The organism is Herbiconiux sp. 320_LB, from assembly GCF_059691755.1.
The window spans coordinates 361,100-386,642 of sequence record NZ_JCAWAD010000001.1; the positions used below are offsets into that span (position 1 = coordinate 361,100).

Sequence of the window (25,543 nt, forward strand, 5' to 3'; positions counted from 1 at the left end):
AAAGGTGCGGTGTCGGCGTCAGCCGAAGACCTCGACGGGCCGGCCGCGTCGGCCCGTCTCGACCGCGAACACGCCGCCGCTGCCGGGATACTCCACGAGCGCGGACTCCTCGAGATTCTCGCGGGCCGATCCGACGAACAGCGTCGTCAGGTCGTCGCCGCCGAAGGCGACCGAGGTGATGTTCGGTGCGGGCAGGGCGATGCGATCGGTGACGGTGCCGTCGGCGAGCCGTCGCACGACCGCGCCCTCGCCGTACAGCCCGCTCCAGAAGCCGCCCTCGTCGTCCCGGGCCAGCCCGTCGCTCGGCAGCCCGGTGAGCAGGGCACGCGGTTCGCCGAGCGGCCCGTCGGCACGGTACTCGGCGGCGTAGACCGTCGAGACGGTCGTGTCGGTGAAGTAGAAGGTCGCGCCGTCATCGCTCCACTCGAAGCCGTTGGCGACGCCGAGCCCGCCGAGCAGGGTCTCGAGCCGGCCGTCGGGATGCACGCGGTACAGGGCTCCGTCGGGCGCCTCGTCCTTCAGGTCCATCGACCCGACCACGAACGCGCCGAACGGGTCGCACTTGCCCTCGTTCAACCGCATCTCGGGGTGCCGGTGCTCGACCGTGGCGAGGGTCTCGCGGATGCCGCCCCGGTCATCCAGGAGCACCACGCGATCGCCGAGCGCGGCGACGAAGCCGCCGGCCGCGGCAGGCTGGAACGACGGGAGCGGCGGCGGGACCAGGAGGGTCTCGTCGCCGCTGCCGTCGATCGCGGCATCGACGGGGCTGAGGTGCAGGGCTCCGGCGGTGATGTCGGTCCAGAGCATGCTCCGCCGACCGGCGTCCCACCAGAGGCTCTCCACCAGGATCGCCCCGGTGTCCCGCCAGAGGCGGGGCTCAGTCGTCACTCGTCGTCCGCTCCCCCGCCCGAGGCGACGTCTTCGCCGTCGGTGCTCGTGCTGCCGTCGGAGGACGAGCCGTCGGGCAGCTCGTCGGCGTCGGGGCGGCCTTCGGACTCGGGGCCGTTGTTCGTCTTGTCGTCGCTCATGATGATCCTCTCGTCGTTGCGATGGGTGTTCTCGGTGCTCGCGCGCCGATCAGTGCACGGGTGTGCCGCCGGTGACGGCGATGGTCTCGCCGCTGATGTAGCTGGCCTCCTGCGAGGCGAGCATCACGAACGGCGGGGCGAGCTCGACCGGCTGACCCGGGCGGCCGTAGGCGGCCTCGGAGCCGAACTCCTCGATCTTCTCGTTCGGCACGAAGGCCGGCTGCAGCGGCGTCCAGACCGGTCCGGGTGCGACGCCGTTGACCCGGATGCCGCGCTCGGCGAGCTGCTGGGCCATCGCCCGGGTCCAGTTCGCGATGCCGGCCTTGGAGACGGCGTACTCGGCGAGCGAGGGCGAGGGCTGGAAGCCCTGGATGCTCGAGGTCGTGATGATCGACGCGCCCGGCTCGAGGTGCGGCGACGCCGCCTTCGTCAGCCAGAACAGCGGGTAGATGTTGGCCTTCAGCACGTGATCGAGGGTCTCGGTCTCGAAGTCGTCGATGCTGTCGACGGTCGGCATGACGCCGGCGATGATCGCGAGGATGTCGACGCCGCCGAACTCCTCGACGGTGCGGCGCACCAGCTCCTGGTTCGCCGACTCCTCCTGCAGGTCGGCCGGGAAGAGGAGGGCCTTCTGCCCCGCCTCCTCGACCAGCGCGGCGACCTCTTCGGCCTGCGACTGCTCCTCGGGGAGGTAGGAGAGGGCGACGTCGGCGCCCTCGCGGGCGTAGGCGATGGCGACCGCGCGGCCGATGCCGGAGTCGGCGCCGGTGACGATCGCCTTGCGGCCGGCCAGCCGGCCCTTGCCGACATAGCTCTTCTCGCCGTGGTCGGGCTCGGGGTCCATCGCGTGGACGTCGCCGGGGGCCGACTGCTGCTGGGGCTCGAACGGGGGCTGGGGGTACTGGTGGATGGGGTCCTGGGGTGTGTACATCGTGGCCATGCTCTTCACCGTATGCCGGACCCGGCCGACCGGCCACGAATCCGCCGAAGCCTCCAAAAGCCCTGAATCCGGGACCATCGGCCCTCGGCGGGAGCCGGGTTCGGGCGTAGCGTCCACAGCGTCCCAGACGAAAGGAATGGCGATGACCTCCACCATCGAACGCACAGTCGAGGCTCCGTCCGACGCGGGCGCGAAGACCACTCGACGCCAGAACGCCGAGCGCGGCTTCACCGCCTCGAAGGCCCTCACCGACGACCTCCAGAAGGTCCTGGTCGACCTGATCGAGCTCCACCTCCAGGGCAAGCAGGCGCACTGGAACGTGGTGGGCAAGAACTTCCGCGACCTGCACCTGCAGCTCGACGAGATCATCGACGCCGCCCGGGAGTTCAGCGACGTCGTGGCCGAGCGGCTCCGCGCGCTGCACGCATCGCCGGACGGCCGGAGCGACACCGTCGCGGCGACCACGACGCTGCCGGAATACCCGAACGGGGAGGTGGACACGGCCGAGACGGTCGACCTGATCACCACCCGCCTCGAGGCGGTCGTCGGCACCATGCGCGACGTGCACGACGAGGTCGACGAGGCCGACCCGACGAGCGCCGACATCCTGCACGGGATCATCGAGAAGCTCGAGCAGTACGCCTGGATGGTCTCGGCCGAGAACCGGAAGCCGGCCAAGAAGTCGCACTGACCCGGCCCGGTTCAGGCGAAGCGGTCGAAGGCCTTCAGCAGGCGGTCGACCGCTCCGCCCAGGTTCTCGTCGGCGGAGAGGCGCTCGAGCTCGGCTCGCGCCTCCCCGGTGACGGGGCCGAGCCCCGCCCCGGCCTCCGCCGGGTTCGGCACCTCCAGATCGCGGGCCACCGCCACCACGCGTGGCGCAACTGCGAGGTAGTCGGCGGCCCGGTCGAGCTTGTCCCGGATCGCCGCCGAGACCCCGCCCTTCTCGTCGGCCGCCGTCGCGAGCAAACCGTCGAGCGTGCCGTATTCGCCGAGGAGCGAGGCGGCCGTCTTCTCGCCGATGCCCGCGACGCCGGGCAGACCGTCGCTGGTGTCCCCCCGCAGCGTTGCGTAGTCGGCGTACTGCTCCGGCAGCACCCGGTACTTCGCGACCACCGTCGCCGCGGTGAGCACCTCCAGGTTCTTCATCCCCCGCGCCGTGTAGACCACCCGCACCGGCTGCTCGTCGTCGACGAGCTGGAACAGGTCGCGGTCCCCGGTGACCACGTCGACGGGCAGGCCTTCCCGCGCCTGCGCGGCGTAGCTGCCGATCACGTCGTCGGCCTCGTACCCGGGCACGCCGACGACCGCGATGCCGGCGAGGCCGAGCACCTGCCGGATCAGCGGGATCTGCGCGGTGAGCCCCTCGGGCACGGTCTCGACGTCCGGCGCGTCGCCGCCGCCGAGACGGGCGACCCGGTGCTCCTTGTACGACGGCACCAGCTCGACCCGCCAGGCCGGTCGCCAGTCGTCGTCCCAGCACGCGACCAGCTCGGTCGCCTCGAAGTCGGTGACCAGGCGGGCGATCATGTCCAGGAGCCCGCGGACGGCGTTGACGGGTGTGCCGTCGGAGCGCCGGATCGTGTCCGGCACGCCGTGGAACGCCCGGAAGTACAACGACGCCGTGTCGAGCAGGAGCAGCTTCTCCGGGGTGCGCCCGGCATCCTTCGTCATGCGCCCAGTGTGGCACCGTCGCCGCCGGGGATGGCTTCCCCCTACCGCGCACGATAGATTCGACGTGGGATGACTGAGAGCGATGAGGAGACCGGCGCCGGGCTCGGTCGACGGCTCGACGCTCTGGTCGCCCATCAGGACTGGACGGCCGTGGTCGCGATGCTCGACCAGCAGTGGGCGCTCGTGCTCTCGGAGGATCCGGCGGCGGTGCAGCGGGCCATCAACGCGCTGCCCGCGGAGGCGCTGGAGGCCAACCCCCGCTGGGCGATGGCGCTGGAGTACGTGAACCGCTTCGTGACCAAGGGCCGCGCGACCACGACGATCTTCCGCGGCGGCGGCCCGATCCCCGAGCCGACGACGCTCCTCGACGTACTCGCCCAGCTCACCGCCAAGATCGCCGCCAAACGCGCCGCGGGCCGGTACGCCGAATCGGTCGAGGCCGTGCAGGACGCCCGGGCGCTGCTGGACGAGGCAGATGACGCGACCCGCTCCTCCCTCCTCCAGGCACTGCCGGAGATCCTCTTCCAGTGGGCGATGGCGTGGGAGTACTTCGGCGACTCCACGGCCGCGACCCGCGAGTACACCGAGAGCTTCGACGCCGCGGCGGCGGCACGGCACCGCCTCGCCGAGGCCTCCGCCGCCGGCGCGCTGGCCTGGATGCACGCGCTCGCCGGTCGCAACATCCAGGCCCGGATGTGGCTGGACCGCCTGCCGGACGCGACGGGCGCGTGGTGGGGCAACCGTGCATCCGTCACGGCCCGGTTCACCCGCACCCTGCTGCTGATCGACGAGCTCCAGTGGGACGCGGCTCGCGAGGAGCTCGCGCAGGTGAGCCTGGAGGGCGTGACCGAGCGCTGGCCGGCGCAGAAGTACCTGCTCGCGCTCACCGAGACCGACCCGGCCGGCTGCGTCGACCTGCTGACCCAGATCGACTCCTCGGCCAAGGCGCGCCCGGCGGAGTCGCTCGAGCAGGGCGCCTGGGAGCCCTTCGTGGCGATCGCCCGCTCCGTGCTGCTCTCGCGGCTGGGCAACCGGGTGGATGCGCGCCGCGCCCTCGACGCGATCGACGCCGACGCGCCGGACGAGGATTCCGGCGTGCTGCAGGTGCGGCTGTGGAAGGCCGCCACCCGGCTCGCGACCGGCGACGCCACGCGGGCTCGGCGCGAGGCCGCCGCCCTCATCCGGATCTCGACCGCCTCGCCGCGCGTGCTCGTGGGGGCGCTGGCGATCGCCGCCGCCTCGGCCCTGCGCGCCGGGGAGACGGATGCCGCGACCACCCAGGTGCGGATGGCGTTGCACCTGGCCGAGCAGCACCGCCTGTTCGAGCCGCTGACCATGGTTCCGGTGGCCGATCTCGCGCTGCTGCTCGACCTGGCGCCCGACTCCGTGCCCCCCGCGGTGCCCGCCGAGACACGCGCCGCTCTGCTCGCCGAACGCGCCGGCCCCTCGGCGGATCCCTCGGCCGACCCGTTCCTGCAGCTGACACCGCGCGAGCTCGCGGTGGCCCGCAGCGCCGCGTCGGAGCAGAGCCTCGAAGACATGGCGGCGGAGCTCTTCGTCTCGCGGAACACCGTGAAGAGCCAGCTGCGGAGCGTCTACCGCAAGCTCGGGGTCTCCTCCCGCACCGCGCTCGAGGAGCTGGCGCTGCGGCACGGCTACCTCTGATGGCCGAGCCGACCGACGGACCGATCGCCGGGCCGATCTCAGGGCCGATCTCCGGGCGGGCCTCCGTGCCCTTCCTCGTCGACCGGAGCGGGACGGACTACTCGCTCGACGAACCGCGCTGGCGGGGCGACGACGGCTCTCCCCTCGCCATCTCCGCACTGCCGGGCATCACGGCGGATGCGATCGACCCGCGGGAGCGGTCGCACTGGCGCTACCGCGCGGCGCTGCCCGCGGCGTTCGCCCGAGAGGTGACGCTCGGCGAGGGCTTCACCCCGCTGCTGCCGTTCGAGCTCCCGGACTCGACCGGTTCCGGGCGCACGCGCCTGTTGGCGAAGGCGGAGTGGACCAACCCCACGGGCAGCTTCAAGGACCGCGGGATGTCGGTGCTCGTCTCGACCCTCCTCGCGCAGGGCGTCGGCGCCTTCCTCGAGGACAGCTCGGGTAACGGCGGCTCCTCGGCGGCGGCCTACGCGGCCGCGGCGGGGCTGGACGCGACCATCCTCGTGCCGCGCGGCACCTCGGCGGCGAAGCAGCAGTTCTCCCGCCTGGTCGGCGCGCGCGTCGAGGAGTTCGACGGCACCCGCACCGAGACGGCGGCCGAGGCCGTGCGCCGGGCGGCGGCGGTCTTCTACGCGAGCCACAACTGGCATCCGGCGTTCCTGCAGGGAGTGAAGCTGCTGGCCTACGAGCTCTGGGAGGATCTCGGCTTCCGCGCCCCCGACGCCGTCGTCGTGCCTGCCGGAGGCGGCAGCCTGGTGCTCGGACTCACCCTCGGCTTCGACGAGCTGCGGCGGGCCGGTGCCATCGAGCGGATGCCGCGGGTCTTCGCCGCGCAGCCCGCGAACTGCGCCCCGCTCGCCGAGGCCTTCGACTCCGGCGCCGAGCGCGCCGACACCGGCCGCGCGGATCGCTGGGCGCCGACGATCGCGGAGGGCGCCTCGATCGGCGCCCCGGTGCGGGACCTCGAGGTGCTCCGGGCGGTTCGGGCATCCGGCGGCGCGGTCCTGGCGATCTCGGAGGCGGAGATCGTCGCGGCCCTGCGCGAGCTCCTGGCGGTCGGCCTGTACGTCGAACCGACGAGCGGCCTCGCCCCGGCGGCGGCCCGTCGGCTGCTCGCCGCCGGCGTGCTCTCCCCCGACGAGACGACCGTGCTCGTGCTCACGGGCTCCGGCCTCAAGGCGGCGCAGTCGATGGCGACGCTGCTGCCCGCTCGCGCCTAGGCTGGCCGGATGGATGCCGCCGCCCTCCTCGCCGCTTACGACGACCAGCTGCGCACCGAGGCCGAGACACCGAGCGCCCTCTCCGTGAGCCGGCTCGGCCCTCTGCGACTCGTGACCTTCGCGGGCGTCCGGGGATTCGTGACCTACCGCGACCTCGTGGGCGGGTCGCCCGCATCCGCATCCGCATCCGCACCCGGCGCTGCCGGCGCATCCACCACGGCCGCCGCATCCGCCGGGTCAGCCCGTCTCGACCGGGAGGCCGTTCGGGCCCTGGTCGTCGGCGCCCTCGAGCACTTCCGCGCCGACCCCGCGATCACCCGCGTCGAGTGGAAGACCCGCGGTCACGACCACGCACCGGGACTCCACGAGTCGCTGATCGCCGAGGGCTTCGAACCCGACGAGACCGAGTCGATCATGATCGGGCCGGTCGCCGCCCTCGCCGTGGACGTGCCGCTCCCCGCGGGGGTGACCCTCCGCCGGGTCACGTCGGAGCTGGATGTCCGGGCGATGAGCGCGATGCAGGACGAGGTGTTCGGAGAGCCGGTCTCAGACGAGTACGCCGACGCGATCCTCCGCCGTCTCGAACGGGCCGACGGGATGGAGCTCTGGGTCGCCGAGGCCGAGGGCCGGATCGTGAGCGCCGGCCGCCTGGAGCCCGTCGCCGGGACCGGGTTCGCCGGCATCTGGGGCGGGGCGACGCTCGAGCCCTGGCGCGGTCGGGGCATCTACCGCGCCCTCACCGCCGCCCGGGCGCGGTCGGCCAGGGCCGCAGGTGCGACGCTGGTGCACAGCGACTCGACCGAGTACTCGCGGCCGATCCTCGAACGTGCCGGTCTCATCCGCGTCTCGACGACCACCCCCTACCGCTGGCGGCGGTAGCCGAGCCGGCGCGCGGCCCGGCCGGCGCCGGTCCTCACCGTCCCGACAGCACCCGCACGAAGTCGGCCAGGAAGGCCTTCCGGTCGACGTCGAGCACGACCACGGTGTCCGGCGCCGGATCCGTCGGCCAGCTGACCGGCAGCCCCTCCGCCGTGCGAAGGAGGTGGGCCCGGGTGGCGAAACCGTCGGTGGTGATGCCGACGGGCCCGGTGACCGAGGAGGTGATCCAGTCCGGCTGCACCAGGAGCGCGGCCGCGAGACCGTCGTGCGCCGGAGACACCCGGCGCCCCCAGGCGAACTGATAGAAGTCCATGTAGGCCTCGAGCACCTGGGCCGAGAAGGTGCCCCACTCGGTGCCCGCGTGGTGCAGCGCCTGCACGGCCTGCTCGTCGACGATCGTGCCCGCGGTCACGTTCACCCCCACCATCACGAGCTTCCGGCGCGGGGCGGCGAACACGCGCGCGGCGGCCTCCGCGTCGTTGTGGATGTTCGCATCCACCATCTGCACGGTGCCGAGCGGCGGGAAGGGGCCCGACCCGCCCATGATGACCACCGACCGGTACAGCGTCAGCAGCTCGGGCTCGATCTCGAGCGCGAGCCCGAGGTTGGTGAGCGGCCCCACCGGCAGCAGGTCGTAGTAGCCGGGGCGCGAGCGGCCGAGCTCGACCAGCAGCTCGGCCGAGCTGAGCGGCGAGAGGTTCTGCGGCTCGAGCTTCTCCGGCCACAGGTCGCCGAGGCCGTCCACGCCGTGCACGTGCGAGGCGATCCGGGCGTCGCCGAGCAGGGGGCCGGCGGCGCCGCGGGCGACCAGCGTGTCCTCGAGCCCGGCGACCGTCAGCACGCGGGCGATGTTCGTCAGGGCCGACTCCACCGGGGTGTTGCCGTAGACGCTCGTGATCGCCGAGAGCTCGACGTCGGGCCGCCCGGCCAGGTAGAGCAGGGCGAGGGCGTCGTCGATCCCGGTGTCGGTGTCGAGCACGATGTGACGGATGCCGTCGTCGCCGGGCTCGGGCTGGTCTGTGGGGGTGCTCTGGTCGGTCATGATGGTGCTTTCTGCTGGGAAGCCGGGGCGCTGGGCGCCGGCGGGGGCGGGCGGATGGGGCGCGGGAGACGGGCGGGCGGCGGCTGAGTCGGCTCAGCCCGCGGTGGTGGCGCTGGAGGTGGTGGCGCCGGCGGAGGTGCTCGCGGCGACCGCGGTGCGGCGCCGCGGGAGCCGGATGCGGGTGGCGATCAGCACCAGCAGCGTGATGGCGTAGGGCGCCGCGTCGGTGAGCTGCTGCGGCGCGCCGATGCCCTGCAGCCGGAAGCCGAGCGCCTCGGCGGCGCCGAAGCCCAGGCACGCGACCGGCAGCCAGAGCGGCCGGCCCGCCACGAGCATCACGGCTGCGACCGCGATCCAGCCGCGGCCGGCGGTCATGTTCTCGGTGAACACGGTCACGTTGCCGAGCGCCAGCTGGGCGCCCGCGACGCCGCAGAGGGCACCGCCGACGATCGTGACCCAGGTCTGGTAGCGCGCGACCTCGATGCCGAGGCTGGCCGCGGCATCCGGATGCTCGCCGACGCCCCGCAGACGGAGCCCGGCCGGCGACACCTTCAGCCACACGCCCGCCGCGGCGATCACCACGAAGGCGAGCGGCACCAGCACGGTCTGCCCGGCGAAGACCGGCCCGATCACCGGCACATCGGCGAGGAACGCCAGCTTCGGCAGGCCCTGCAGCTCGCGCGGCGAGAACGATCCCGAGACGCCGAACAGCACCCGGAGCAGGAAGCCGGTGAGTCCGATCGCGAGCAGGTTGGTGCCGATCGCGATGATGATCGGGTCGGCCTTCCACCGCGCGGCCCCGACGGCGAGGATCACCGAGAACAGCGCCGTGCTGAGCACCGCGGTCAGCAGACCGCCCCAGGCGCTGCCGGTGTAGTAGCTGCCGGCGACGGCGGCGAAGGCACCCCAGAGCATCTGGCCCTCGAGCGCGATGTTGAAGACGCCGGCCTGGGCCGACAGCGCGCCCGCGAGGGCGGCGTAGAGCACGGGAGTCGCCGCGAGCAGCACGGCCGCCACGAAGCCGAGTTCGAAGACGTGCATCAGGCGGAGCTCCGTTCGGTTCGGCGCTGGTCGAGCACGGTGCGCAGGGCCAGCACGACGATCACGACGCCCTGCAGCACGTCCGACAGCTGGCGCGGCACGTCGGCCGATCGCTCCATGGCGGCGCCGCCGACCTGCAGCACGGTGAACAGGATGGCGGTGACCGGGATCAGCGCCGGTCGACCGCCCGCGAGCAGCGCCGCCGCCAGCCCGGCGAAGGTGTAGCCGGGCGAGATCAACGCCCCGTCGATCAGCCGGAACGGCGAGGACATCACGATCACGGCACCCACCACGCCCGCCGCGGCGCCCGCAGCGGCCATCGCGCCGAGGGCGAGCCGACCCACCCGCACCCCGCCGTAGGCGCCGAAGCGCCGGTTGGCCCCGACCACCCGGAGCTCGAAACCGACCGCGCTCCGGGAATCGACGAGCCAGAACACCACGAGCAGGGCGAGGATGATCAGCAGCCCGACGTTCGAGTACGAGAGGTCGCCGAGCGCCCACATCCGCGCGTCCACGGGCAGGCGCGGCGTCTGGGCGGAGGCCGCGCCCGCCTCGCCGAGCGGGAAGCGGACCAGGAACGACACCACGGCCACCGCGATCGGCGACAGCAGCAGGGTCGAGATGATGATCGGGATGCCGAAGCGGGTCGCCAGCGGCGCCGAGATCGCCCCGAAGGCCCCCGAGACCACGGCCGCACCGATCACCGCGAGCGGGATGACGACCGGCCCGGGAAGAGGTAGGTTGCCGGCGATGACGGCCGCGGTGAGCCCGCCGAGCACGAGCTGCCCGTTGCCGCCGAGGTTGAACTCGCCCATCCGCAGCGGGATCGCCGCCGCGAGGGCCATGCCGATGATGAAGCCCCAGACCGAGAAGGTGTAGTCGAGCGACCCGGGCTCCAGGGCGCCGGAGATCACGGCGGCGTAGGCGGTGATCGGGTCGAGCCCGGCGACCAGGATGACCACGGCTCCGATCAGGAGGGCCAGCACGACGGCGCCGATCGGCACGACGGCGGGATGCCGGAGGGCGGCGCGGAGCAGCCGGGCGCCGGGCCGGGCGGGCGCCGGCGCGTCCGGCCCGGCGGCGGGCGGAGTCGGGCGCGGCGGCGGTGTCGTCGTCGAGGTCATGACGCGGGATCCTCCGGGTCGGGTCGGGTCGGCGTCTCGGCGGCGCCGGCCATGGCCGCGCCGATCCGGGCGGTGGTGGCCTCCTCGGCCGGGAACTCGGCGACGATGCGGCCGGCGTACATCACCAGGATGCGATCGGCCAGGGCGAGCAGCTCGCTGATCTCGTGCGAGACCAGCAACAGCGCTCCCCCGTCGGCACGGTGCTCGAGCAGCCGGCCGTGGATCGACTCGATCGCGCCGACGTCGACGCCCTGGGTGGGCTGTTCGGCGATCACCAGCGGGGCTCGATGGGAGAGCTCGCGGGCGATCACCACCTTCTGCGCGTTGCCGCCGGAGAGGGCGCCGATCGGCTGGAGTTCGCCCGAGGTGCGCACGTCGTAGTCGCGGATCAGCTCGCGGGCACGGGCGCGCTCGGCCCGGATCGACATCCACCCACGGCGGAGGCCCCGGGGGGCGCCGATCGGCGGGGTGCGGTGGTGCCCGAGGGTGACGTTCTCGGCGATCGACATCGTGACGGCGCTGCCCTCGCCGCGCCGGTCCTCGGGGATGACGGCGAGCCCGAGCGCCCGGCGGTCGCGCACCGACCGGCCCGCCACGTCCGCGCCGGCGATCCGCACCCCGCCCCGCGACGCGGGCACGGTGCCGAGGATCGCGGCGACGAGTTCGTGCTGGCCGTTGCCCGAGACCCCGGCGATGCCGACGATCTCGCCGGCCCGCACCGTGAACGACACGTCCGAGACGGCGGAGACACCGCCCGATGACGCTCGGGGCCCGGCGACGGGATCGGAATCCGAGACCGGTTCCGTGTGCCCGACGGTGAGGCCGGAGACCTCGAGCACCGTGTCCCCCGGGGTGCCGGTGCGGGGGTTCCGCACCTCGTCGACGGCGCGACCGGTCATGGCGTGCACCAAGGAGGCGGCCGTCGCCTCCGCGGTGGCGAACCGGCCGGTCACCCGGCCGTCGCGGAGCACCGTCACCTCGTCGCTGACCGAGAGCACCTCGTGGATCTTGTGCGTCACCAGCACGACCGTGGCTCCGCCCTCGGCCGCGCGCCGGATCACGGCGAACAGGGAGGTCACCTCGTTCGGCGTGAGCACCGCGGTCGGTTCGTCGAGGATGAGGATGCGGGCGTCGCGGTGCAGCGCCTTCAGGATCTCGACCCGCTGGCGGGCGCCCGCGGAGAGCGTGCCGACCACCGCATCCGGGTCGGACTCGAGGCCGTACCGCCGGCTCAGCTCGCGCACGCGCTCGGCGGTCGCCCGACGGTCGACCACGCCGCGGCCGAACAGGCCCGGCCGGCGCGGCTCCGCCCCGTAGACGACGTTCTCGGCCACGGTCATCGTGTCGAAGAGCCGGAAGTGCTGGTGCACCATGCCCAGCCCCGCCGCGATCGCGTCGAGCGGGCCCCGGAACCGGACCGGGCGGCCCTCGACCCGGATCTCCCCCGCATCCGGTTCGAGCAGGCCGAACAGCATCGACATGAGCGTGGACTTGCCGGCCCCGTTCTCGCCCATCACCGCGTGCACCGTGCCGCGCCGCAGCACGAGGTCGACGTCGGCGTTGGCGACGACGGCGCCAAAGCGCTTGCCGATCCCGGTCAGTTCGACCGCGGGCACGTCGGTGTCGAACGGCGAGACGGGCACGCCGGATGCCGCGGCCCCCGAAGGAGTCGCGGCATCGGCGTCGTTCGGGTGGGCCGAGGTCATCCCGCAGTCAGCGGGTCGGCGACCACGATCGCACCGGAGACGATCTGGTCGCGGACCGCCGCGACCTTCTCGATCACGTCCGGGTGGTCGGCGATCAGGCACTGCGAGTCGGCCACGCCGTCCTCGAGCCCCGTGAGCCCCACGCCGCCCTCGGCGAGTCCGTAGGCCGTGAAGCCGCCGGTGGTGCCGTCGAGGATGTCGCCGACGGAGTTGACCAGTGCCACGTCGACGCGCTTGATCGCGTTGTCGACGACGTTGCCGGGCGACTCGAGGCACTGGTTGGTGTCGACGCCGAAGGCCTTGAAGCCGCTCTCGGCGGCCGCCTCGAACACCCCGGTGTTGCCGCCGGAGGCGGCGGCCTGCACGTAGTCGGCTCCGCCGTCGGCGAGGATCTGCGCCTGCGCCTTCGCGCGGGCCTGGTCGCCGAACGGGTTGTCGCCGCCGACGAACTGGGCCGAGGTGCTCACCCCGGGGTTCACGCTCTTCGCGCCGGCGTAGAAGGGGTCGATCCAGCGGTGGATGAACGGGGTGTCGAGCGCCGCGACGACGCCGATGTTGTTCTTCTGGGTCAGCAGGCCCGCCTCGACGCCGGTGAGGTAGGTCGCCTCGTACTCCTTGAACACGGCGGCCGTGAGGTTCGGCGTCGGGTTCTCGGCCGAGGTGTCGATCAGCAGGAACTGCTGGTCGGGGTTGTCGGCCGCGGCCTCGGTGAACTGGTCGAGCACGTTGAACGAGACGCCGATGATGATGCTCGGCTTCTCGCGGATGGCCGCGTCGAGGTTCTGCTGGATGCTCGTGGGGTCTTCGCTCTCGTACACGTCGACCGAGGCGTCGTACTTCTCCCCGGCCTCCTTCGCGCCGTCCGAGGCCAGCTGCAGGAAGTTGTTGGAGCCGATCGGCGTCGGGGTGATCAGGATGATCGAGTTCGCGGCGTCGCCGTCGCCCGCGGCTCCGGTGCTGGAGGCACCGCCCGAGCTGGAGCACGCGGCGACGGAGACGAGGAGGCCGGCCGCGAGGGCGACGGCGGCTCCCCGGCGTGCGAGTGAAGACATGGTTTTCCCCTTACGGAAACGCGCTGCGGTGGATGCGGCGGGGAAGACGGGGTCTGGACACCCGATCCGCCGTCCGTCGAGTTTATCGAGACGGGGAGTCCCGTTCCGGCCGAGCCGTCACATGACGCAACACGATTCGGCTACGATCCAGCGCCGCCGGGGCCGGCTCAGAGGCTCTGGCCGATGTCCCACAACCGGTCGGTGCGCCCGTTCAGCGCCTCGGCCACGGCGATCGCCTGACCGTCCGAGAGCGAGGCGACGTAGTCGATCACGCCGCGCCCTCGCCCGAGGCGGCCGAGCTGCGCCGACCCGGTGTCCTCGAGCAGATGGGGGCGCACGGCGGCGAGCCGGTGGTACCCCTCCGTCGCGAGGTCGACCATCTCGATCAGCCGCCGGGGCACCCGCTTGCGGTCGTGGTCGTCGTCGAGCCACTCGGTGAAGGCGCTGACCAGCCCGACCAGCACCTGGCTCAGTCCCCGCTGGTACATCGCGATGTCGGGGCGGTTCAGGATGAAGTGCTTGTGCACGAACTTGAGCACCTTCACCTCGTGCCAGGCCCGCGTGTCGAGAGTGACGATCCCGGTGCGCGGGGTGTCCGGCGGAGCGGCGACGATGGAGCGCTCGAAGTGCGCGATCCAGGTGCTGGTGAAGGTCGAGAGCCGGCGCTCGGCCGCGATCGAGCCGTCGAAGACCGTCGAGAGCAGGCCCTCGACCAGGTCGTCCGAGACCACCCTGACCGCCTCGGCGAACGCGTCGTCGTCGGCGATCCAGGGGTCGTCGCGGTGGATGCGGCGCCGCAGCGCCTCGAGCCCCTCGCCCGCGTGGTTGCGGATGCCCGCCAGTTCGAGCTCGGGAGCGGCCAGCAGCCGCAGCTCGGCCGCGTTGTCGAGCCAGCCTTTGAACTCGCGCGAGACCGCGACCTGACTGAGGATGCCGGCTCGGTAGAAGTCGTCGACGTCGTGGATCGAGTAGGCGATGTCGTCGGCGATGTCCATCACCGAGCACTCCAGCGACTGCTCCCAGGGCGCGAGCCCCGGAGCCGAGCGGCGGGCCTCGTCGAGGTCGTCCTGCTCGAGGAAGTAGGCCGAGTACTTGCGAGCGACGACCTCGCCACCGACCCGCTTGAGGCCCCTCGGCAGCCCCGGCCCGTCGGCGTCGCCGAGGGCGAGGCCCTCCAGCGCCGGGGTCCACGGGTACTTCGAGACCGCGGTGCGCACGGCGGCGGTCAGGTTCAGCCCCTGGGTCGCGCCGTCGCAGACATCGAGGGCGGTAAGGATGCGGTAGGTCTGGGCGTTCCCCTCGAAGCCGTCGGCGAGGCCGAGGGTGTCGCGCGCGATGCGGTTCAGCACGTTCTCGCCCAGGTGGCCGAACGGCGGGTGGCCGAGGTCGTGGGCGCTGGCGGCGGCCTGCACGACGACCGCGTCGCATCCGCCCGGCGAGTGCTGCGGCGACAGCGACGAGGTCGAGCCGACCAGACCGTTGTCGACGGCGACCGCGATCGCGCGCGAGACGGCGGTCACCTTGAGCGAGTGGGTGAGCCGGTTGTGGATCAGGGGGCTCGCGCCGGCCTGGGAGATCACCTGCGTCACGGCGGAGAGCCGGGAGAAGTAGGGCGAGAACCTGACCCGCTCGAGGTCGATCCGGTACTCCGGGTTGTAGTCGGCGCGCTGGATCTCGTCGAGCGCCTCGGGCTCGGCGCGGGCCACCCGGGCGTCCATGCTCACTCTGGTCTCGAGGTCCATCCGCCCATTCTGCTTCATCCGCGACGCACCGGCCGTCCGCCGGCCGTGTCGGCCCCGGCTAGCCTGGGGGCGTGGAGATCGATCAGCTGAAGCACTTCCTCGCCGTCGTCGACGAGGGGCACTGGTCGCGCGCCGCCAACGCGGCGCACGTCTCCCGGGCGACCGTGCAGGCCTCCGTCGCGGCGCTCGAGGAGGAGCGGGGCGAACGCCTCGTGGTGCCGGATGCCGACGACTCGGGCGAGCTGTCGCTGACCGAGGCGGGCCTCGCCCTCCGCGCCGAGGCCCGAGCCCGGGTGGCGAGCGCCCCGCCGCCCGCACCGAAGGCGGGCGGCAAGGCGAAGGCCAGCAAGGGCCGCGGCCGGGCACCGGTCGTGAAGGGCGAGCCGAAGCCCTTCAAGAAGCGGCAGGGCCGCTGACCCACCCCCGACTGTCGCCGACCCACCCCCGACTGTCGCCGACCCGTCACTCGTTGTCGCTACGGCAGTGCGATAGCGGCAACGAGTGACGGGTCGAGGGCGGTCAGTGGGGGTGCCGGCGGGGGCGAGCGGGCTCAGTCCCAGAGCACCGTGGGGTTGGCCGAGGCCATGTCGACCGAGGCCGTGCCGAGCGACGGTCCGAAGAGCACATCGCAGGTGCCGGTCGAGCCGTCCTTCGTGCACTGACCGCTGACCGAGATGCTGCCGATGTACTCGCCCTGCGCCAGGGTCGGGTTGTCGTAGCTGAGCGTCGCCTCGAGCGAGTCGAGGGTGGTGCTCGTGTCGGCCGGCAGGGTGCGCTGGATCGTGCCGTCGGTCAGCTGAGTGCCGTCCGACAGCGTCGCCGGGATGGTGAGGCCGCACCCGGCCTGCAGCGTGGTCGACGCGAGGCACGACTCGACCGAGGCGCGCACCAGGCTGCGGAACTGCTGCAGCGCCGCATCCGTCAGCACCGGCTCGATGCCGGAGGTGTCGGCCGAGCTGAAGGGCTCGTCGACCACCACGACGGAATCGCCGGAGAGCGTGAAGTTGGGCAGCGACGTCGCGAGCTGGTACGAGCCGGGGAAGACCTCGACCTCGTCGGCGTCGATGTCGACCCCGTTGACGGTCAGGCCGAGCCCCTTGAACTGCGCGGTGCTGATGTAGCCCGTGCCGCCGCTGATCTCCCAGACGCCGTCGTCGTCGTAGTCCAGCACGCTGTACTCCGTGGTGACGGGCGTCGAGCCGAGCGCGTAGCTGACCGTGACGTCCGAGCTGCCGTTGCTGGTGTCCTCGGTGACGACGGTGATCCCGGTGAGCGGGGCCAGCTCGTTGGAGGCCGCGAGCACGTCGTCGGTCAGCAGCGAGGTGTCGTCGGGCGGGGTGCCGATGTAGCCGAGGGCCTTGGCCGAGTCGCCGTCCGCGATCGCGGTGAGGTACTCGGTGACCACCTGCGACGGCGAGGCGGCGGGTTGATTCGAGCCGCCCCCGCCCGAGGAGGAGGTGACCGAGCGCGCGGCCACGACGGCGATGATGATCACCGCGATGATGATCAGCAGCAGCACACCACCACCGACGATGCCGATGATGGCGCCGGTGCCCAGGCCCTTCTTGCGGGGCCCGCCCGGCGTGCCGGGGCCGCCCGGCTGGGGTGCTCCGTAGCCGGGGTGGGGCTGCTGCCCCTGCGGCGGGTAGCCCGGATGCGGCTGCTGGCCCTGCGGTTGCTGGCCGTACCCCGGATGCGGCTGCTGGCCCTGCGGTTGGCCCTGCGGCGGGTAGCCGGGGTGCGGCTGCTGGCCCTGCGGCGGCTGACCGTACCCGGGATGCGGCGGCTGCCCCTGCGGCTGGCCCTGCGGCGGGCCGGCGGGCGGCTGCGAGCCCGGCTGCTGCCAGCCCTGCCCCGGCTGCTGCGGCTCACGGGTGTTCTGATCGTCGCTCATGGCGCCCCCTTAGTCAGTGTCCTCCGAACGTTCCGGAGGTCGTCAACCACCCTACGAGCGTTTCGCCGCGCTCCCCATGGGGAGTTCTCACCATCCGCGCGATCGTTCTCACCATCCGCGCGATCAGGCCGCGCGACGTGCCCGGAGCCGGGTGTACCAGACCGCCAGCGCACCCAGCGCGACCAGCGCGAGCGTGAGCCCCACGATGTACGCGAAGACGCTCCCCCAGCCGGCCGTCGCCGGGTCGAGGAAGGGATAGGGGTAGATCGTGCCGCCGCTGAACCCGGCCCGGATGAACGTGTAGATCGCCCAGGCGACGGGGTACGCGGGCACCACCCAGAGCGAGCGCCACGGCAGCGACGGCCGCCCGGGGGCCAGGAGCCAGTCGAGCACCAGCAGCACCGGCACCCAGACGTGCACGACCTCGTTCGGCCAGGCCAGGCCGGCGTAGCCCTCCGACGGGATGTTCCGCAGCAGCAGGTTGTACACGGCCGCGGTCACGATCGCGTAGGTGAGCGTCGCCATCCTGACCGTGGTGAACAGGCCCGTGTCCCGCGGCAGCCGGAGCGCCAGCAGGCCACCCGCGACCAGCACGACGATGTTCATCAGGCTGGTCTGGATGGTGAAGTAGCTGAAGTACTCCCAGGGGTCGAAGGCCTGGTTCGCGACGCGGTCGCCGATCTGGATGGCGATGGTCGCGAACAGCGCGAGGCCGGCGACGATCCTGATCGCCCCGGTGATCCGTCGTCCCCTCATGATGGTCGTTCGGGGCGGCCCGCCGGATCGATGGGTCGCCCCGCCGATCGCCCTGCCGCCGGCCATCGCCGAGGTCACAGGTTGATCATGTGGCCGGTGAGGCCGTGGAAGCCCTCCTGCAGGGCCTCGCTGAGCGTGGGATGCGTGTGCACGTTCCGCGCCAGCTCGGCCGCGGTCAGGTCCCACTTCTGGGCCAGGGTCAGCTCGGGCAGCAGTTCGGAGACGTCCGGTCCGATCAGGTGGGCGCCGAGGAGCTCGCCGTACTCCGAGTCGGCGACGATCTTGACGAAGCCGGTCGGCTCGCCGAGGCCGTGCGCCTTGCCGTTGGCGGTGAAGGGGAACTTGACGACCGTGACGTCGTGGCCCTCGTCGCGCGCCTGCTGCTCGGTGAGGCCGAACGAGGCGACCTGGGGCTGGCAGAAGGTGGCGCGCGGCATCATCCGGTAGTCGCCGAGGGTCATCGTCTCGGCTCCGGCGATCGTCTCGGCGGCGACCACGCCCTGCGCCTCGGCCACGTGGGCCAGCTGCAGCTTCGCCGTGACGTCGCCGATCGCGTAGAGGTGGGGCACGTTCGTGCGCATGTGGTCGTCGATCGCGATCGCGCCGCGCTCGGTCAGGGCGACACCCGTGGTCTCGAGGCCGTAGCCCTCGACCCGAGGGGCGAAGCCGACCGACATCAGCACCTTGTCGGCGTCGATCCGCCCGGCGGTGCCGTCGGCGGCCGTGTACGAGACCGCGACCGACGAACCCTGGTCGACCACCGAGTCCACCCGGGTGGAGGTGAGGATCGTGATGCCGAGCTTCTTGTACTGCTTCTGGATCTCCTTCGAGACCTCGACGTCCTCGTTGGGCAGCGCCCGGTCGAGGAACTCGATGATGGTGACGTCGACCCCGTAGTTCTTCAGCACGTAGCCGAACTCCATGCCGATGGCGCCCGCCCCGACGATCACGATCGAGCCCGGCAGGTCGCGGGTGAGGATCTGGGTCTCGTAGGTCACGACGTTGTCGCTGAGCTCGACGCCCGGCAGCAGGCGCACCGTCGAGCCGGTCGCGATGATCGCGTCGTCGAAGGTGACGGTCTCGGTGCCTCCGGCCGACAGCTCGACCTCGATGGTCTTCGCGTCGGTGAAGCGGCCCGTGCCGTCGAGCTCGGTGATCGCGTTCTTCTTCATCAGGTAGTGCACGCCCTTGACGCGCCCCTCGGCGACCGAACGGCTGCGGTCGAACGCGGCGCCGAAGTCGAAGGAGACGTCGCCCGAGATGCCGAACTGCTGGGCCTGGTGGGTGAAGATGTGGGCGAGCTCGGCGTTGCGCAGCAGGGCCTTCGAGGGGATGCAGCCGACGTTCAGGCACACCCCGCCCCAGTACTGCTTCTCGATCACGGCGACCGACTTGCCGAGCTGCGCGGCGCGGATCGCGGCGACGTAACCGCCGGGTCCGGCTCCGAGAACGACGACGTCGACGTGGGTGCTCATGGATTCTCCTCGGGTGGATCGGCCCGATCCCGCCTTGCGGCCCGGTGATCGGATTCTGACCCTCCGACGCTACTCCGCTCCCGGCGACCCGCGGCCCCCTCGGGCGATCCTCAGAGGTCGGGAAACTGCAGATCCTGCAGAATCTGCGACGGATGCACCGGGTGGTGTTGGATGAACGCATGGCCGACCAGGAACACCGGCAGGATCTCGAATCCGCCGATGACCGCATCCTCGCCGGGCGCGCCGCCGACGGCGACGTGCGGGCGTTCGAGGTGCTCGTCCGCCGCTACGGCCGACTGATGCGCGTCTACGCCCGGCGCATCCTCGGCTCGAACTCGGACGTCGACGACGTGGTGCAGGAGGCGTTCATCCAGGCCTGGCGGAGCCTGCCCACGCTGAGCGACCTCGGCTCGGTCAAGTCGTGGCTGATGCGGATCACCTCGAACAAGTGCATCGACCGGATCCGCCGTCGCCACGACGAGGACGACATCGCCGACCACGACCCCGGCGCCCCGACCTCGAGCACGCCGGAGGGGATGTGGGCGGCCCGCTCGCTCGAGCAGGCGCTCTCCGAGGCCCTCGCCGGTCTGCCCGAGGAGCAACGACGTTGCTGGGTGCTGCGCGAACTGGCGGGCTACAGTTACCTGGACATCGGGAGGGAGCTCGACCTGCCCTCCTCGACGGTGAGAGGACTCATCGCCCGGGCACGGAAGAATCTGATCCGCGAGATGGAGGCATGGCGATGACCGATCACGGCCCCTTCGGCCTCGAACCCGACGATCTCGACGGCCACACCATCGACGAGCTGAGCGACTACCTCGACTCGGGTCGCACCCCGGTCGACCCCTCGATCGAATCCTCCCCCGGCTGCCGGATGGCGCTCGCGGCGCTAGAGCACCTCCGCTCGGTCTCGACCCAGATGCTCGAGGCGGAAGCCGCCAGAGAACCCGAGCCGGACGAGGGGTGGATCACCGGGATCCTCCAGAACATCTCCCGCGAGGTGCGGTCCGGCCGCAGCATCCCGATCCCCCATCCCGACCCCACCGCCCGGCTCGCGATCACCGAGGGCTCGGTGCGGGCGCTGGTGCGCGCGGCCGGCGACACGATCGACGGCCTGATGATCGGCCGCTGCGCCCTCGAGGGCGACGTGACCGAGCCGGGTGCGCCGATCACGGTCTCGATCGACGCGACCGTCTACTGGGGCCGGAGCATCCCCCAGGTCACCGAGCAGCTGAGGGTCGCCGTGTTCGAGTCGCTCGCCCTGCACACCGACCTCGACGTCGTGGCGGTCGACATCACGGTGCACGACGTGCACCTGCCCCCCCAGCCGGACGACCGACCGGTCACGGGCGGAGAGCCGGTCACGGGCGGAGAGCCGGACACTGGCGGAGAGCCGGACACCGGAGCAGAGGAGGACGCGCGATGACCGCCGACCTCGACCTCGCCGTCGTGCTGCAGGAGGCCGTCTCCGCCGTCCCCGGGGTCCGGGCCGTCTACCCCGCCGAACCGCTGGCCAAGGCCGTGCTCGACCAGGCCGTCGCCGTCGTCACCGGCCAGGCGGTCTCGCCCCGGGTCGCGCTCCGCGAGTCCGCGGACGGGCTCGAGGTCTCCCTCTCCATCGGCGTCGCCGAGGAGGTGTCGGCCTCGGAGACCTGCCGGGCCGTCTATCGCGTGATCGACGAGCTCCTCGACGCGGCCGGCATCCCGGTCTCCGCCATCCGCGTGGTCGTGGCCAGCGTCGACTGACCCCGACGCGTAACCGAGCGCACCCTCCCTGTCAACCCTCAGGTCGGAAGGTAGCCGAATAGTTCACACCGTGGAATGTTTTTCAGTGGAGCCGATCGGGCTCCGTTGCTCGACACGAAGGAGATCGACCATGGCTGCGACCGAGACCCCCCAGGTGCGTTGGCGGATGGCCGAGGCCGGACTCTGGGTCGGCAACCACGATGGCTGCTTCGCCGGCACGATCGACCAGCACGGCACCCACTACTACGTGCGCAACCAGTTCGGCGAGTACCTGGGCGAGTACGCGGATCTCGAGACCGCGGAGCGCGCACTTGAGGCACGGCTGATCCCGATGCCGCTGACGTCCCAGCACGCGGCCGCCTGACCTCGACCAGTCCGACTCCTCCACGCCAGACTCAGCTCCGCCCGACTGCGATGACCCCGAGTCCGACCCGCCGTGCCCCGTAACGTCGTCCGGCGCGAAGCCCGCCACCTCTATGCCGCGGCTCCCGGCAATGCCGAGGCGCGCGACGCCGTCGACGCGCTGCTCCGCCTCCGCAAGGCCGAGGAGGGCGAGCTCGAACGGATCCGCGGTGTCAGCGGGCTGAGCAGCAACGAGTTCCACGCGATCCGCTACCTGCTCCAGGCGCAGCGGGACGGGCGGGACACCGGTCCCAAGGATCTGGTCGCGATGCTCGCCATCTCGAACGCCGGGGTCACCAATATCATCGACCGGCTCGAACACCTCGGGCTCCTGGAGCGCCGCGTGCATCCCGGCGACCGGCGCGCGCAGCTGCTCGTGCCCACCCGCACCGCCGCGCTCCGGATCGAGAACGCGTTCCGCGCCTTCCACGAGAGCGTCGTCGCCGTCGTCGAACGGCTCGATCCGGCCGAGGCCGCGATCGTCGCGCGCGTGCTGCACGAGGTCAGCGACCGACTGGAGCGCGAGCGCGCCGAATGACCCGCGTGACCCGCACGGCTGCGCGATCCGCCGGCCGCCCGGTCGCGCCGCCCCGGGGGCGGACGGCGGTAGAGTCACTCGGATGAGCGACTGGACCGAGCACGTCATCTGGTGGCACGTCTACCACCTGGGCTTCACCGGCGCCGACACCACCGGCCGCGACCGGAGCCCGGCCCCGCGCATCCGTCAGCTCGAGGGCTGGCTCGACCACCTGATCGCCCTCGGCGCCAACGGCCTCGCCCTCGGCCCCGTCTTCGCCTCGAGCACGCACGGCTACGACACGACCGACTGGTTCGCCGTCGACCCCCGGCTGGGCACGACCGACGACCTGGTGCACCTGATCGAGGCCGCCCACGCCCGGGGCATCCGGGTGATGCTCGACGGCGTGTTCAACCACGTCGGTCGCGAGCACCCCTTCGTACAGGCGGCGCTGGCGGATCCGGCGGCACCCGAGGCCGCGTTCCTCCGGGCGGACGACGACGGCGGCTTCGGCACCTTCGAAGGCCACGAGGGTCTCGTGGCGCTGGACCACGACAATCCCGAGGTGGCCAGACTGGTCGGCGACGTGATGACCTACTGGCTCCGGCTGGGCGCCGACGCCTGGCGGCTGGATGCGGCCTACGCCGTCCCCGACGCCTTCTGGGCGGCCGTCCTCCCCCGCGTGCGCGGCGAGCATCCGGAGGTCTACGTCGTCGGCGAGGTGCTGCACGGGGACTACGTGTCCGCCGTCACCGAGGGCACGCTCGACAGCGTGACGCAGTACGAGCTGTGGCAGGGCATCTGGCACGGCATCGAGACCCTGAACCTCTTCGAGCTCGACTGGGCCCTCACCCGGCACGACGGCTTCCTCGAGCACTTCGTGCCGTACACCTTCGTCGGCAACCACGACGTCACCCGGCTGGCCAGCGCGATCCAGGACGACCGGCACCACGCGCACGCGCTGGTGCTGTTGGCGACGCTCGGCGGAACCCCGGCCGTCTACTACGGCGACGAGTTCGGGCTGCGCGGAGTCAAGGAGGAGCGGTTCGGCGGCGACGACGAGATCCGGCCCGCGTTCCCGGCCGATCCGCTGGCGGCCGACGGCCCCGGTTCCGGTACCCGTGCCGCCGAGACCTTCGCCCTGCACCAGGAGCTGTTCGGCCTCCGGCGACGCTTCCCGTGGCTGCACCGGGCGACGAGCCGCACGCTGGCGGTCGCCAACCGGAGCCTGGTGATCGAGCTGACCGCGCCGGCGGCACCGGGAGAGGCGATCCTGGTCGCCCTGAACATCTCGGACGAGGCGCTGGAGGTCCCGGAGGCCGGGGTCTTCCTCGCGGGCCGCGGGGCCGAGCCTTCGGCCGGGTCGGGTGGCCGGGGCGCCGGCGGGTTCACCGTCGGCCCGCACGGCTGGCTGGTCGCCGCGCGGGCCTGACGCGGGCTCAGCGCTTCGGCAGCGGGAGCACTTCCGCTCGCGTGAGCATGGCGCGCAGGTCGACGGCCATCTGCTCGTCGATGTCCTTGTGCCGGGGCTTCGACAGCACGATCCGCTGGTCGGCGAGCTTCACGATGAACTTGCCGTCGTGCTCCTCGCGCACCTCGGCGATCTCCTCGAGCAGGGCGATCACGTCCTTCCACTCCAGATTGTGGCTCGTCGGGTGGGCGGCGAGGTGCTCCAGGGTGGTGCGGTGGTGCTGGCTGAGGTGGCCGGGCGTCGTGGCGTCGGACATCGGCGGCACGCTCCTTTCGAAGGGGTGGATGATTCGCCCGTCACGCTATCAACGCGGCGGCTAGGGCGCATGCATCCGCCGTCGAGAACCCGCCGAGGCCCGCTCGAGTGTGCGTGCGGTGTCGTCCGCCCTACCGGGCGTCGCGGCGGAGCGCCCGCAGGAGCCCGCCGTTCACCCAGGCGCGCTCGTCGTCGTCCCCGCCCGGGAGCGGCACCGCCGACATCCCGGACCAGGAGGCGTAGGGAGCGTCGGCGCCGCTGCCCGACCGCACGTCGCCGAGCACGAGCGCGCCGCGCGCGGTCAGCGCGTTGACGAGGCTCCGGGCCTCGCGGTCGACGCCCGGGCTGCCGTCGAAGGGCGGGTCGACCAGCACCACGTCCTCCTCCTGGATGCTCGGCAGCAGCTCGAACGGGGTCGCGAGCACGAACTCGGCGTCCCGGTCGGCGAGCAGGTCGGAAAGCGCGCGGAGGTTCGCCTCGTCGACCGCCACCGTCTCCCGGGGCCGTTCGGCGTCGGGCCCGGCCGCGCCGCGCAGATAGAGCTGCCGCGCCGACCGCGCCGCCGGAGGAAGCGCATCGCGCTCCGCCTCCCCGAGCGCGAGGGCACGGGCGTACGCGGCGGCACCGTGCCCGCTCACCAGGAGCCGGAGCTCCTCGATCACCGCATCGACCTCGTCACGCACCGCGTTCCAGGTGCCGACCACCTCCGGGTCGTCCGAGGCGAACGTGAACCGCGCCTCGGGATGCGCCTGCAGCGCCGAGACGGCGGTCGCGCCCGAACCAAGGTACGGCTCGACGTAGGCGACGATCCGTTCGGGCAGCGCCCGCACGACCAGGCCCGCACGTCGCCGCCTCCCGGCCGTCTCGACGAACAGGGGCAGGACGCGGGTGCGCGTGCTCAGACCCCGGGCTCGTCGAAGTACGAGACGTTGACCTCGTTGCGGGCCCGGGCGGCCTCGGCGCGCTCGATGCGCAGGCGCTCGGCGCGCTCGGCGCGCTCGCGCACCAGCTCGGGGTCGACCTCCACGCGGCGCACGGTCACGCCGCCCTTGGTGGCGGGGCTCGTGCGCTTCGCGGCGCTCCGGCCAGACCCACCGGTCGAGGCCGAACCGCCGGCCGAGGCCGAGCGCGGCGCCGGCGTCTTGCGCGGAGCGACCGCCGCGGGCTGCTGCCCGCTACCGGCGCAGCGCTGGCCGAGCTTGTCCTCGTGCTGGATCAGAGTGCCGGAGACCAGGCCGACAGCCACCGACTTCCCGCACACCGGGCACTTGGTTCCTGCACTTGCCATTGTTCTGTCTCGACCTTTCCGATCGCTCGTTGGATTCCCCGTTCCACCCCGCGAAAAATTCTCGCACGGAACCAGGGGACCTCGACACCCGATCGGCCCGGCACCGATCGATTCGACAACGGATGGAAGCGCACTGCTCGACACCTGATTGACTTGGTCCATGCCACTGACAGGAGAGTACGAACCGGGAACCAGCGACTGGGCGCGCGAGCAGCTCGAGCTCTACGAGGGTTCCGGAGGCACCGAGGGCACGACGCTCCGCGGCATGCCGGTCATCATCCTCACCACCCGGGGCGCCCGGAGCGGCAAGCTCCGCAAGACGCCGCTGATGCGCGTGGAGCACGACGGCGAGTACGCCGTGGTCGCCTCCCTGGGCGGCGCGCCGAAGCATCCGGTCTGGTACTACAACATCGTCGCCGAGCCGCACGTCGAGCTGCAGGACCGCACCGAGAAGCACGACTACACGGCCCGCGAGGTCTTCGGCGACGAGAAGGCGCTCTGGTGGGAGCGCTCGGTCGCCGCCTACCCGTCCTACGCCGACTACCAGGTGAAGACCGACCGGGAGATCCCGGTGTTCGTGCTCACCCGGCGCGAGGAGGACGACGAGGGCTGAGGACTGGGCCCGGGCT

28 protein-coding genes are annotated in these 25,543 nt (G+C 72.3%); 12 read left to right on the plus strand and 16 right to left on the minus strand.

All coding sequences use genetic code 11. The features are described from left to right. Positions 1-18: 18 nt before the first annotated feature. The 3 genes from AC59HU_RS01705 to AC59HU_RS01715 are packed head-to-tail and all read right to left on the minus strand — an operon-like array spanning position 19 to position 1,968. Positions 19-888, minus strand: a complete 870-nt coding sequence (locus AC59HU_RS01705; protein WP_497221582.1) for an SMP-30/gluconolactonase/LRE family protein — start codon at positions 886-888, stop codon at positions 19-21. After that, positions 885-1,028: a hypothetical protein gene (locus AC59HU_RS01710; protein ID WP_497221583.1), complete on the minus strand. Its 144-nt coding sequence runs from the start codon at positions 1,026-1,028 to the stop codon at positions 885-887. Before AC59HU_RS01710 ends, AC59HU_RS01705 begins: the two co-directional genes overlap by 4 nt. Positions 1,029-1,077: 49 nt before the next feature. After that, complete coding sequence (locus AC59HU_RS01715; RefSeq protein WP_497221584.1) at positions 1,078-1,968, minus strand: SDR family oxidoreductase; 891 nt, start codon at positions 1,966-1,968, stop codon at positions 1,078-1,080. A gap of 142 nt (positions 1,969-2,110) precedes the next feature. Between AC59HU_RS01715 and AC59HU_RS01720 the strand changes: the two genes are divergently transcribed. Next, positions 2,111-2,659 (plus strand): Dps family protein, encoded by a 549-nt coding sequence (locus AC59HU_RS01720; RefSeq protein ID WP_497221585.1) that lies wholly within the window; start codon positions 2,111-2,113, stop codon positions 2,657-2,659. A gap of 11 nt (positions 2,660-2,670) precedes the next feature. On the opposite strand, the gene AC59HU_RS01725 is transcribed toward AC59HU_RS01720, so the two are convergent. Further along, entirely contained in the window at positions 2,671-3,639 is a 969-nt protein-coding gene (locus tag AC59HU_RS01725; RefSeq protein WP_497221586.1) for a 5'-3' exonuclease, read from the minus strand. A 69-nt stretch (positions 3,640-3,708) separates the two neighbouring features. Between AC59HU_RS01725 and AC59HU_RS01730 the strand changes: the two genes are divergently transcribed. The 3 genes from AC59HU_RS01730 to AC59HU_RS01740 are packed head-to-tail and all read left to right on the plus strand — an operon-like array spanning position 3,709 to position 7,403. Next, positions 3,709-5,304, plus strand: coding sequence for a helix-turn-helix transcriptional regulator (locus AC59HU_RS01730; RefSeq protein WP_497221587.1), 1,596 nt, complete (start codon positions 3,709-3,711; stop codon positions 5,302-5,304). Then, positions 5,304-6,524, plus strand: coding sequence for a pyridoxal-phosphate dependent enzyme (locus AC59HU_RS01735; RefSeq protein WP_497221588.1), 1,221 nt, complete (start codon positions 5,304-5,306; stop codon positions 6,522-6,524). The genes AC59HU_RS01730 and AC59HU_RS01735 overlap by 1 nt, the downstream gene beginning before the upstream one ends. 9 nt (positions 6,525-6,533) lie before the next feature. Beyond that, positions 6,534-7,403, plus strand: coding sequence for a GNAT family N-acetyltransferase (locus AC59HU_RS01740; protein ID WP_497221589.1), 870 nt, complete (start codon positions 6,534-6,536; stop codon positions 7,401-7,403). 34 nt (positions 7,404-7,437) lie between these two features. Here the strand turns inward: AC59HU_RS01740 and AC59HU_RS01745 are convergent, their stop codons facing one another. The 6 genes from AC59HU_RS01745 to AC59HU_RS01770 form a co-directional block, all read right to left on the minus strand. Then, complete coding sequence (locus AC59HU_RS01745) at positions 7,438-8,445, minus strand: nucleoside hydrolase (RefSeq protein ID WP_497221590.1); 1,008 nt, start codon at positions 8,443-8,445, stop codon at positions 7,438-7,440. Between the two features lie 93 nt (positions 8,446-8,538). Then, positions 8,539-9,486: an ABC transporter permease gene (locus AC59HU_RS01750; RefSeq protein ID WP_497221591.1), complete on the minus strand. Its 948-nt coding sequence runs from the start codon at positions 9,484-9,486 to the stop codon at positions 8,539-8,541. Beyond that, complete coding sequence (locus AC59HU_RS01755; protein WP_497221592.1) at positions 9,486-10,610, minus strand: ABC transporter permease; 1,125 nt, start codon at positions 10,608-10,610, stop codon at positions 9,486-9,488. The genes AC59HU_RS01750 and AC59HU_RS01755 overlap by 1 nt, the downstream gene beginning before the upstream one ends. Beyond that, positions 10,607-12,316 (minus strand): ABC transporter ATP-binding protein, encoded by a 1,710-nt coding sequence (locus AC59HU_RS01760; RefSeq protein WP_497221593.1) that lies wholly within the window; start codon positions 12,314-12,316, stop codon positions 10,607-10,609. The genes AC59HU_RS01755 and AC59HU_RS01760 overlap by 4 nt, the downstream gene beginning before the upstream one ends. After that, entirely contained in the window at positions 12,313-13,368 is a 1,056-nt protein-coding gene (locus AC59HU_RS01765) for a BMP family ABC transporter substrate-binding protein (protein ID WP_497221594.1), read from the minus strand. The genes AC59HU_RS01760 and AC59HU_RS01765 overlap by 4 nt, the downstream gene beginning before the upstream one ends. Before the next feature lie 167 nt (positions 13,369-13,535). Beyond that, positions 13,536-15,110: a deoxyguanosinetriphosphate triphosphohydrolase family protein gene (locus AC59HU_RS01770; protein WP_497221595.1), complete on the minus strand. Its 1,575-nt coding sequence runs from the start codon at positions 15,108-15,110 to the stop codon at positions 13,536-13,538. Positions 15,111-15,181: 71 nt separating this feature from the next. Here AC59HU_RS01770 and AC59HU_RS01775 point away from each other — a divergent pair, with 71 nt between their 5' ends. Continuing rightward, a complete protein-coding gene (locus AC59HU_RS01775; RefSeq protein WP_497221596.1) occupies positions 15,182-15,526 on the plus strand; it encodes a LysR family transcriptional regulator in 345 nt (114 codons plus the stop codon). 134 nt (positions 15,527-15,660) lie between these two features. On the opposite strand, the gene AC59HU_RS01780 is transcribed toward AC59HU_RS01775, so the two are convergent. The 3 genes from AC59HU_RS01780 to lpdA form a co-directional block, all read right to left on the minus strand. Next, positions 15,661-17,004, minus strand: coding sequence for a hypothetical protein (locus AC59HU_RS01780; RefSeq protein WP_497221597.1), 1,344 nt, complete (start codon positions 17,002-17,004; stop codon positions 15,661-15,663). 123 nt (positions 17,005-17,127) lie between these two features. Next, complete coding sequence (locus AC59HU_RS01785) at positions 17,128-17,760, minus strand: Pr6Pr family membrane protein (protein WP_497221598.1); 633 nt, start codon at positions 17,758-17,760, stop codon at positions 17,128-17,130. A 74-nt stretch (positions 17,761-17,834) separates the two neighbouring features. Then, complete coding sequence (gene lpdA, locus AC59HU_RS01790; RefSeq protein ID WP_497221599.1) at positions 17,835-19,235, minus strand: dihydrolipoyl dehydrogenase; 1,401 nt, start codon at positions 19,233-19,235, stop codon at positions 17,835-17,837. A 179-nt stretch (positions 19,236-19,414) separates the two neighbouring features. Here lpdA and AC59HU_RS01795 point away from each other — a divergent pair, with 179 nt between their 5' ends. From AC59HU_RS01795 to AC59HU_RS01820, 6 genes are all read left to right on the plus strand, one after another. Continuing rightward, complete coding sequence (locus AC59HU_RS01795) at positions 19,415-19,981, plus strand: RNA polymerase sigma factor (RefSeq protein ID WP_497221600.1); 567 nt, start codon at positions 19,415-19,417, stop codon at positions 19,979-19,981. Further along, complete coding sequence (locus tag AC59HU_RS01800; protein ID WP_497221601.1) at positions 19,978-20,661, plus strand: Asp23/Gls24 family envelope stress response protein; 684 nt, start codon at positions 19,978-19,980, stop codon at positions 20,659-20,661. Before AC59HU_RS01795 ends, AC59HU_RS01800 begins: the two co-directional genes overlap by 4 nt. Continuing rightward, complete coding sequence (locus tag AC59HU_RS01805; RefSeq protein WP_497221602.1) at positions 20,658-20,981, plus strand: hypothetical protein; 324 nt, start codon at positions 20,658-20,660, stop codon at positions 20,979-20,981. Before AC59HU_RS01800 ends, AC59HU_RS01805 begins: the two co-directional genes overlap by 4 nt. A gap of 130 nt (positions 20,982-21,111) precedes the next feature. Next, the gene (locus AC59HU_RS01810; RefSeq protein WP_497221603.1) at positions 21,112-21,345 is read left to right on the plus strand and encodes a hypothetical protein; all 234 of its coding nucleotides are present in this window, start codon (positions 21,112-21,114) and stop codon (positions 21,343-21,345) included. A gap of 72 nt (positions 21,346-21,417) precedes the next feature. Next, a complete protein-coding gene (locus tag AC59HU_RS01815; protein WP_497221604.1) occupies positions 21,418-21,921 on the plus strand; it encodes a MarR family winged helix-turn-helix transcriptional regulator in 504 nt (167 codons plus the stop codon). Between the two features lie 82 nt (positions 21,922-22,003). After that, positions 22,004-23,332, plus strand: a complete 1,329-nt coding sequence (locus AC59HU_RS01820) for an alpha-amylase family glycosyl hydrolase (protein WP_497221605.1) — start codon at positions 22,004-22,006, stop codon at positions 23,330-23,332. A gap of 7 nt (positions 23,333-23,339) precedes the next feature. Here AC59HU_RS01820 and AC59HU_RS01825 read toward each other — a convergent pair whose 3' ends face one another. The 3 genes from AC59HU_RS01825 to AC59HU_RS01835 form a co-directional block, all read right to left on the minus strand. Beyond that, positions 23,340-23,627 carry a hypothetical protein gene (locus AC59HU_RS01825; protein ID WP_497221606.1) on the minus strand — a complete coding sequence of 96 codons (288 nt, stop codon included), beginning with the start codon at positions 23,625-23,627 and terminating at the stop codon, positions 23,340-23,342. Between the two features lie 130 nt (positions 23,628-23,757). Beyond that, positions 23,758-24,456: a hypothetical protein gene (locus AC59HU_RS01830; RefSeq protein ID WP_497221607.1), complete on the minus strand. Its 699-nt coding sequence runs from the start codon at positions 24,454-24,456 to the stop codon at positions 23,758-23,760. Between the two features lie 68 nt (positions 24,457-24,524). Then, entirely contained in the window at positions 24,525-24,914 is a 390-nt protein-coding gene (locus AC59HU_RS01835) for a hypothetical protein (RefSeq protein ID WP_497221608.1), read from the minus strand. Positions 24,915-25,074: 160 nt separating this feature from the next. On the opposite strand from AC59HU_RS01835, the gene AC59HU_RS01840 reads away from it, so the two are divergent. Then, a complete protein-coding gene (locus AC59HU_RS01840; RefSeq protein ID WP_497221609.1) occupies positions 25,075-25,527 on the plus strand; it encodes a nitroreductase family deazaflavin-dependent oxidoreductase in 453 nt (150 codons plus the stop codon). Positions 25,528-25,543: the final 16 nt, after the last annotated feature.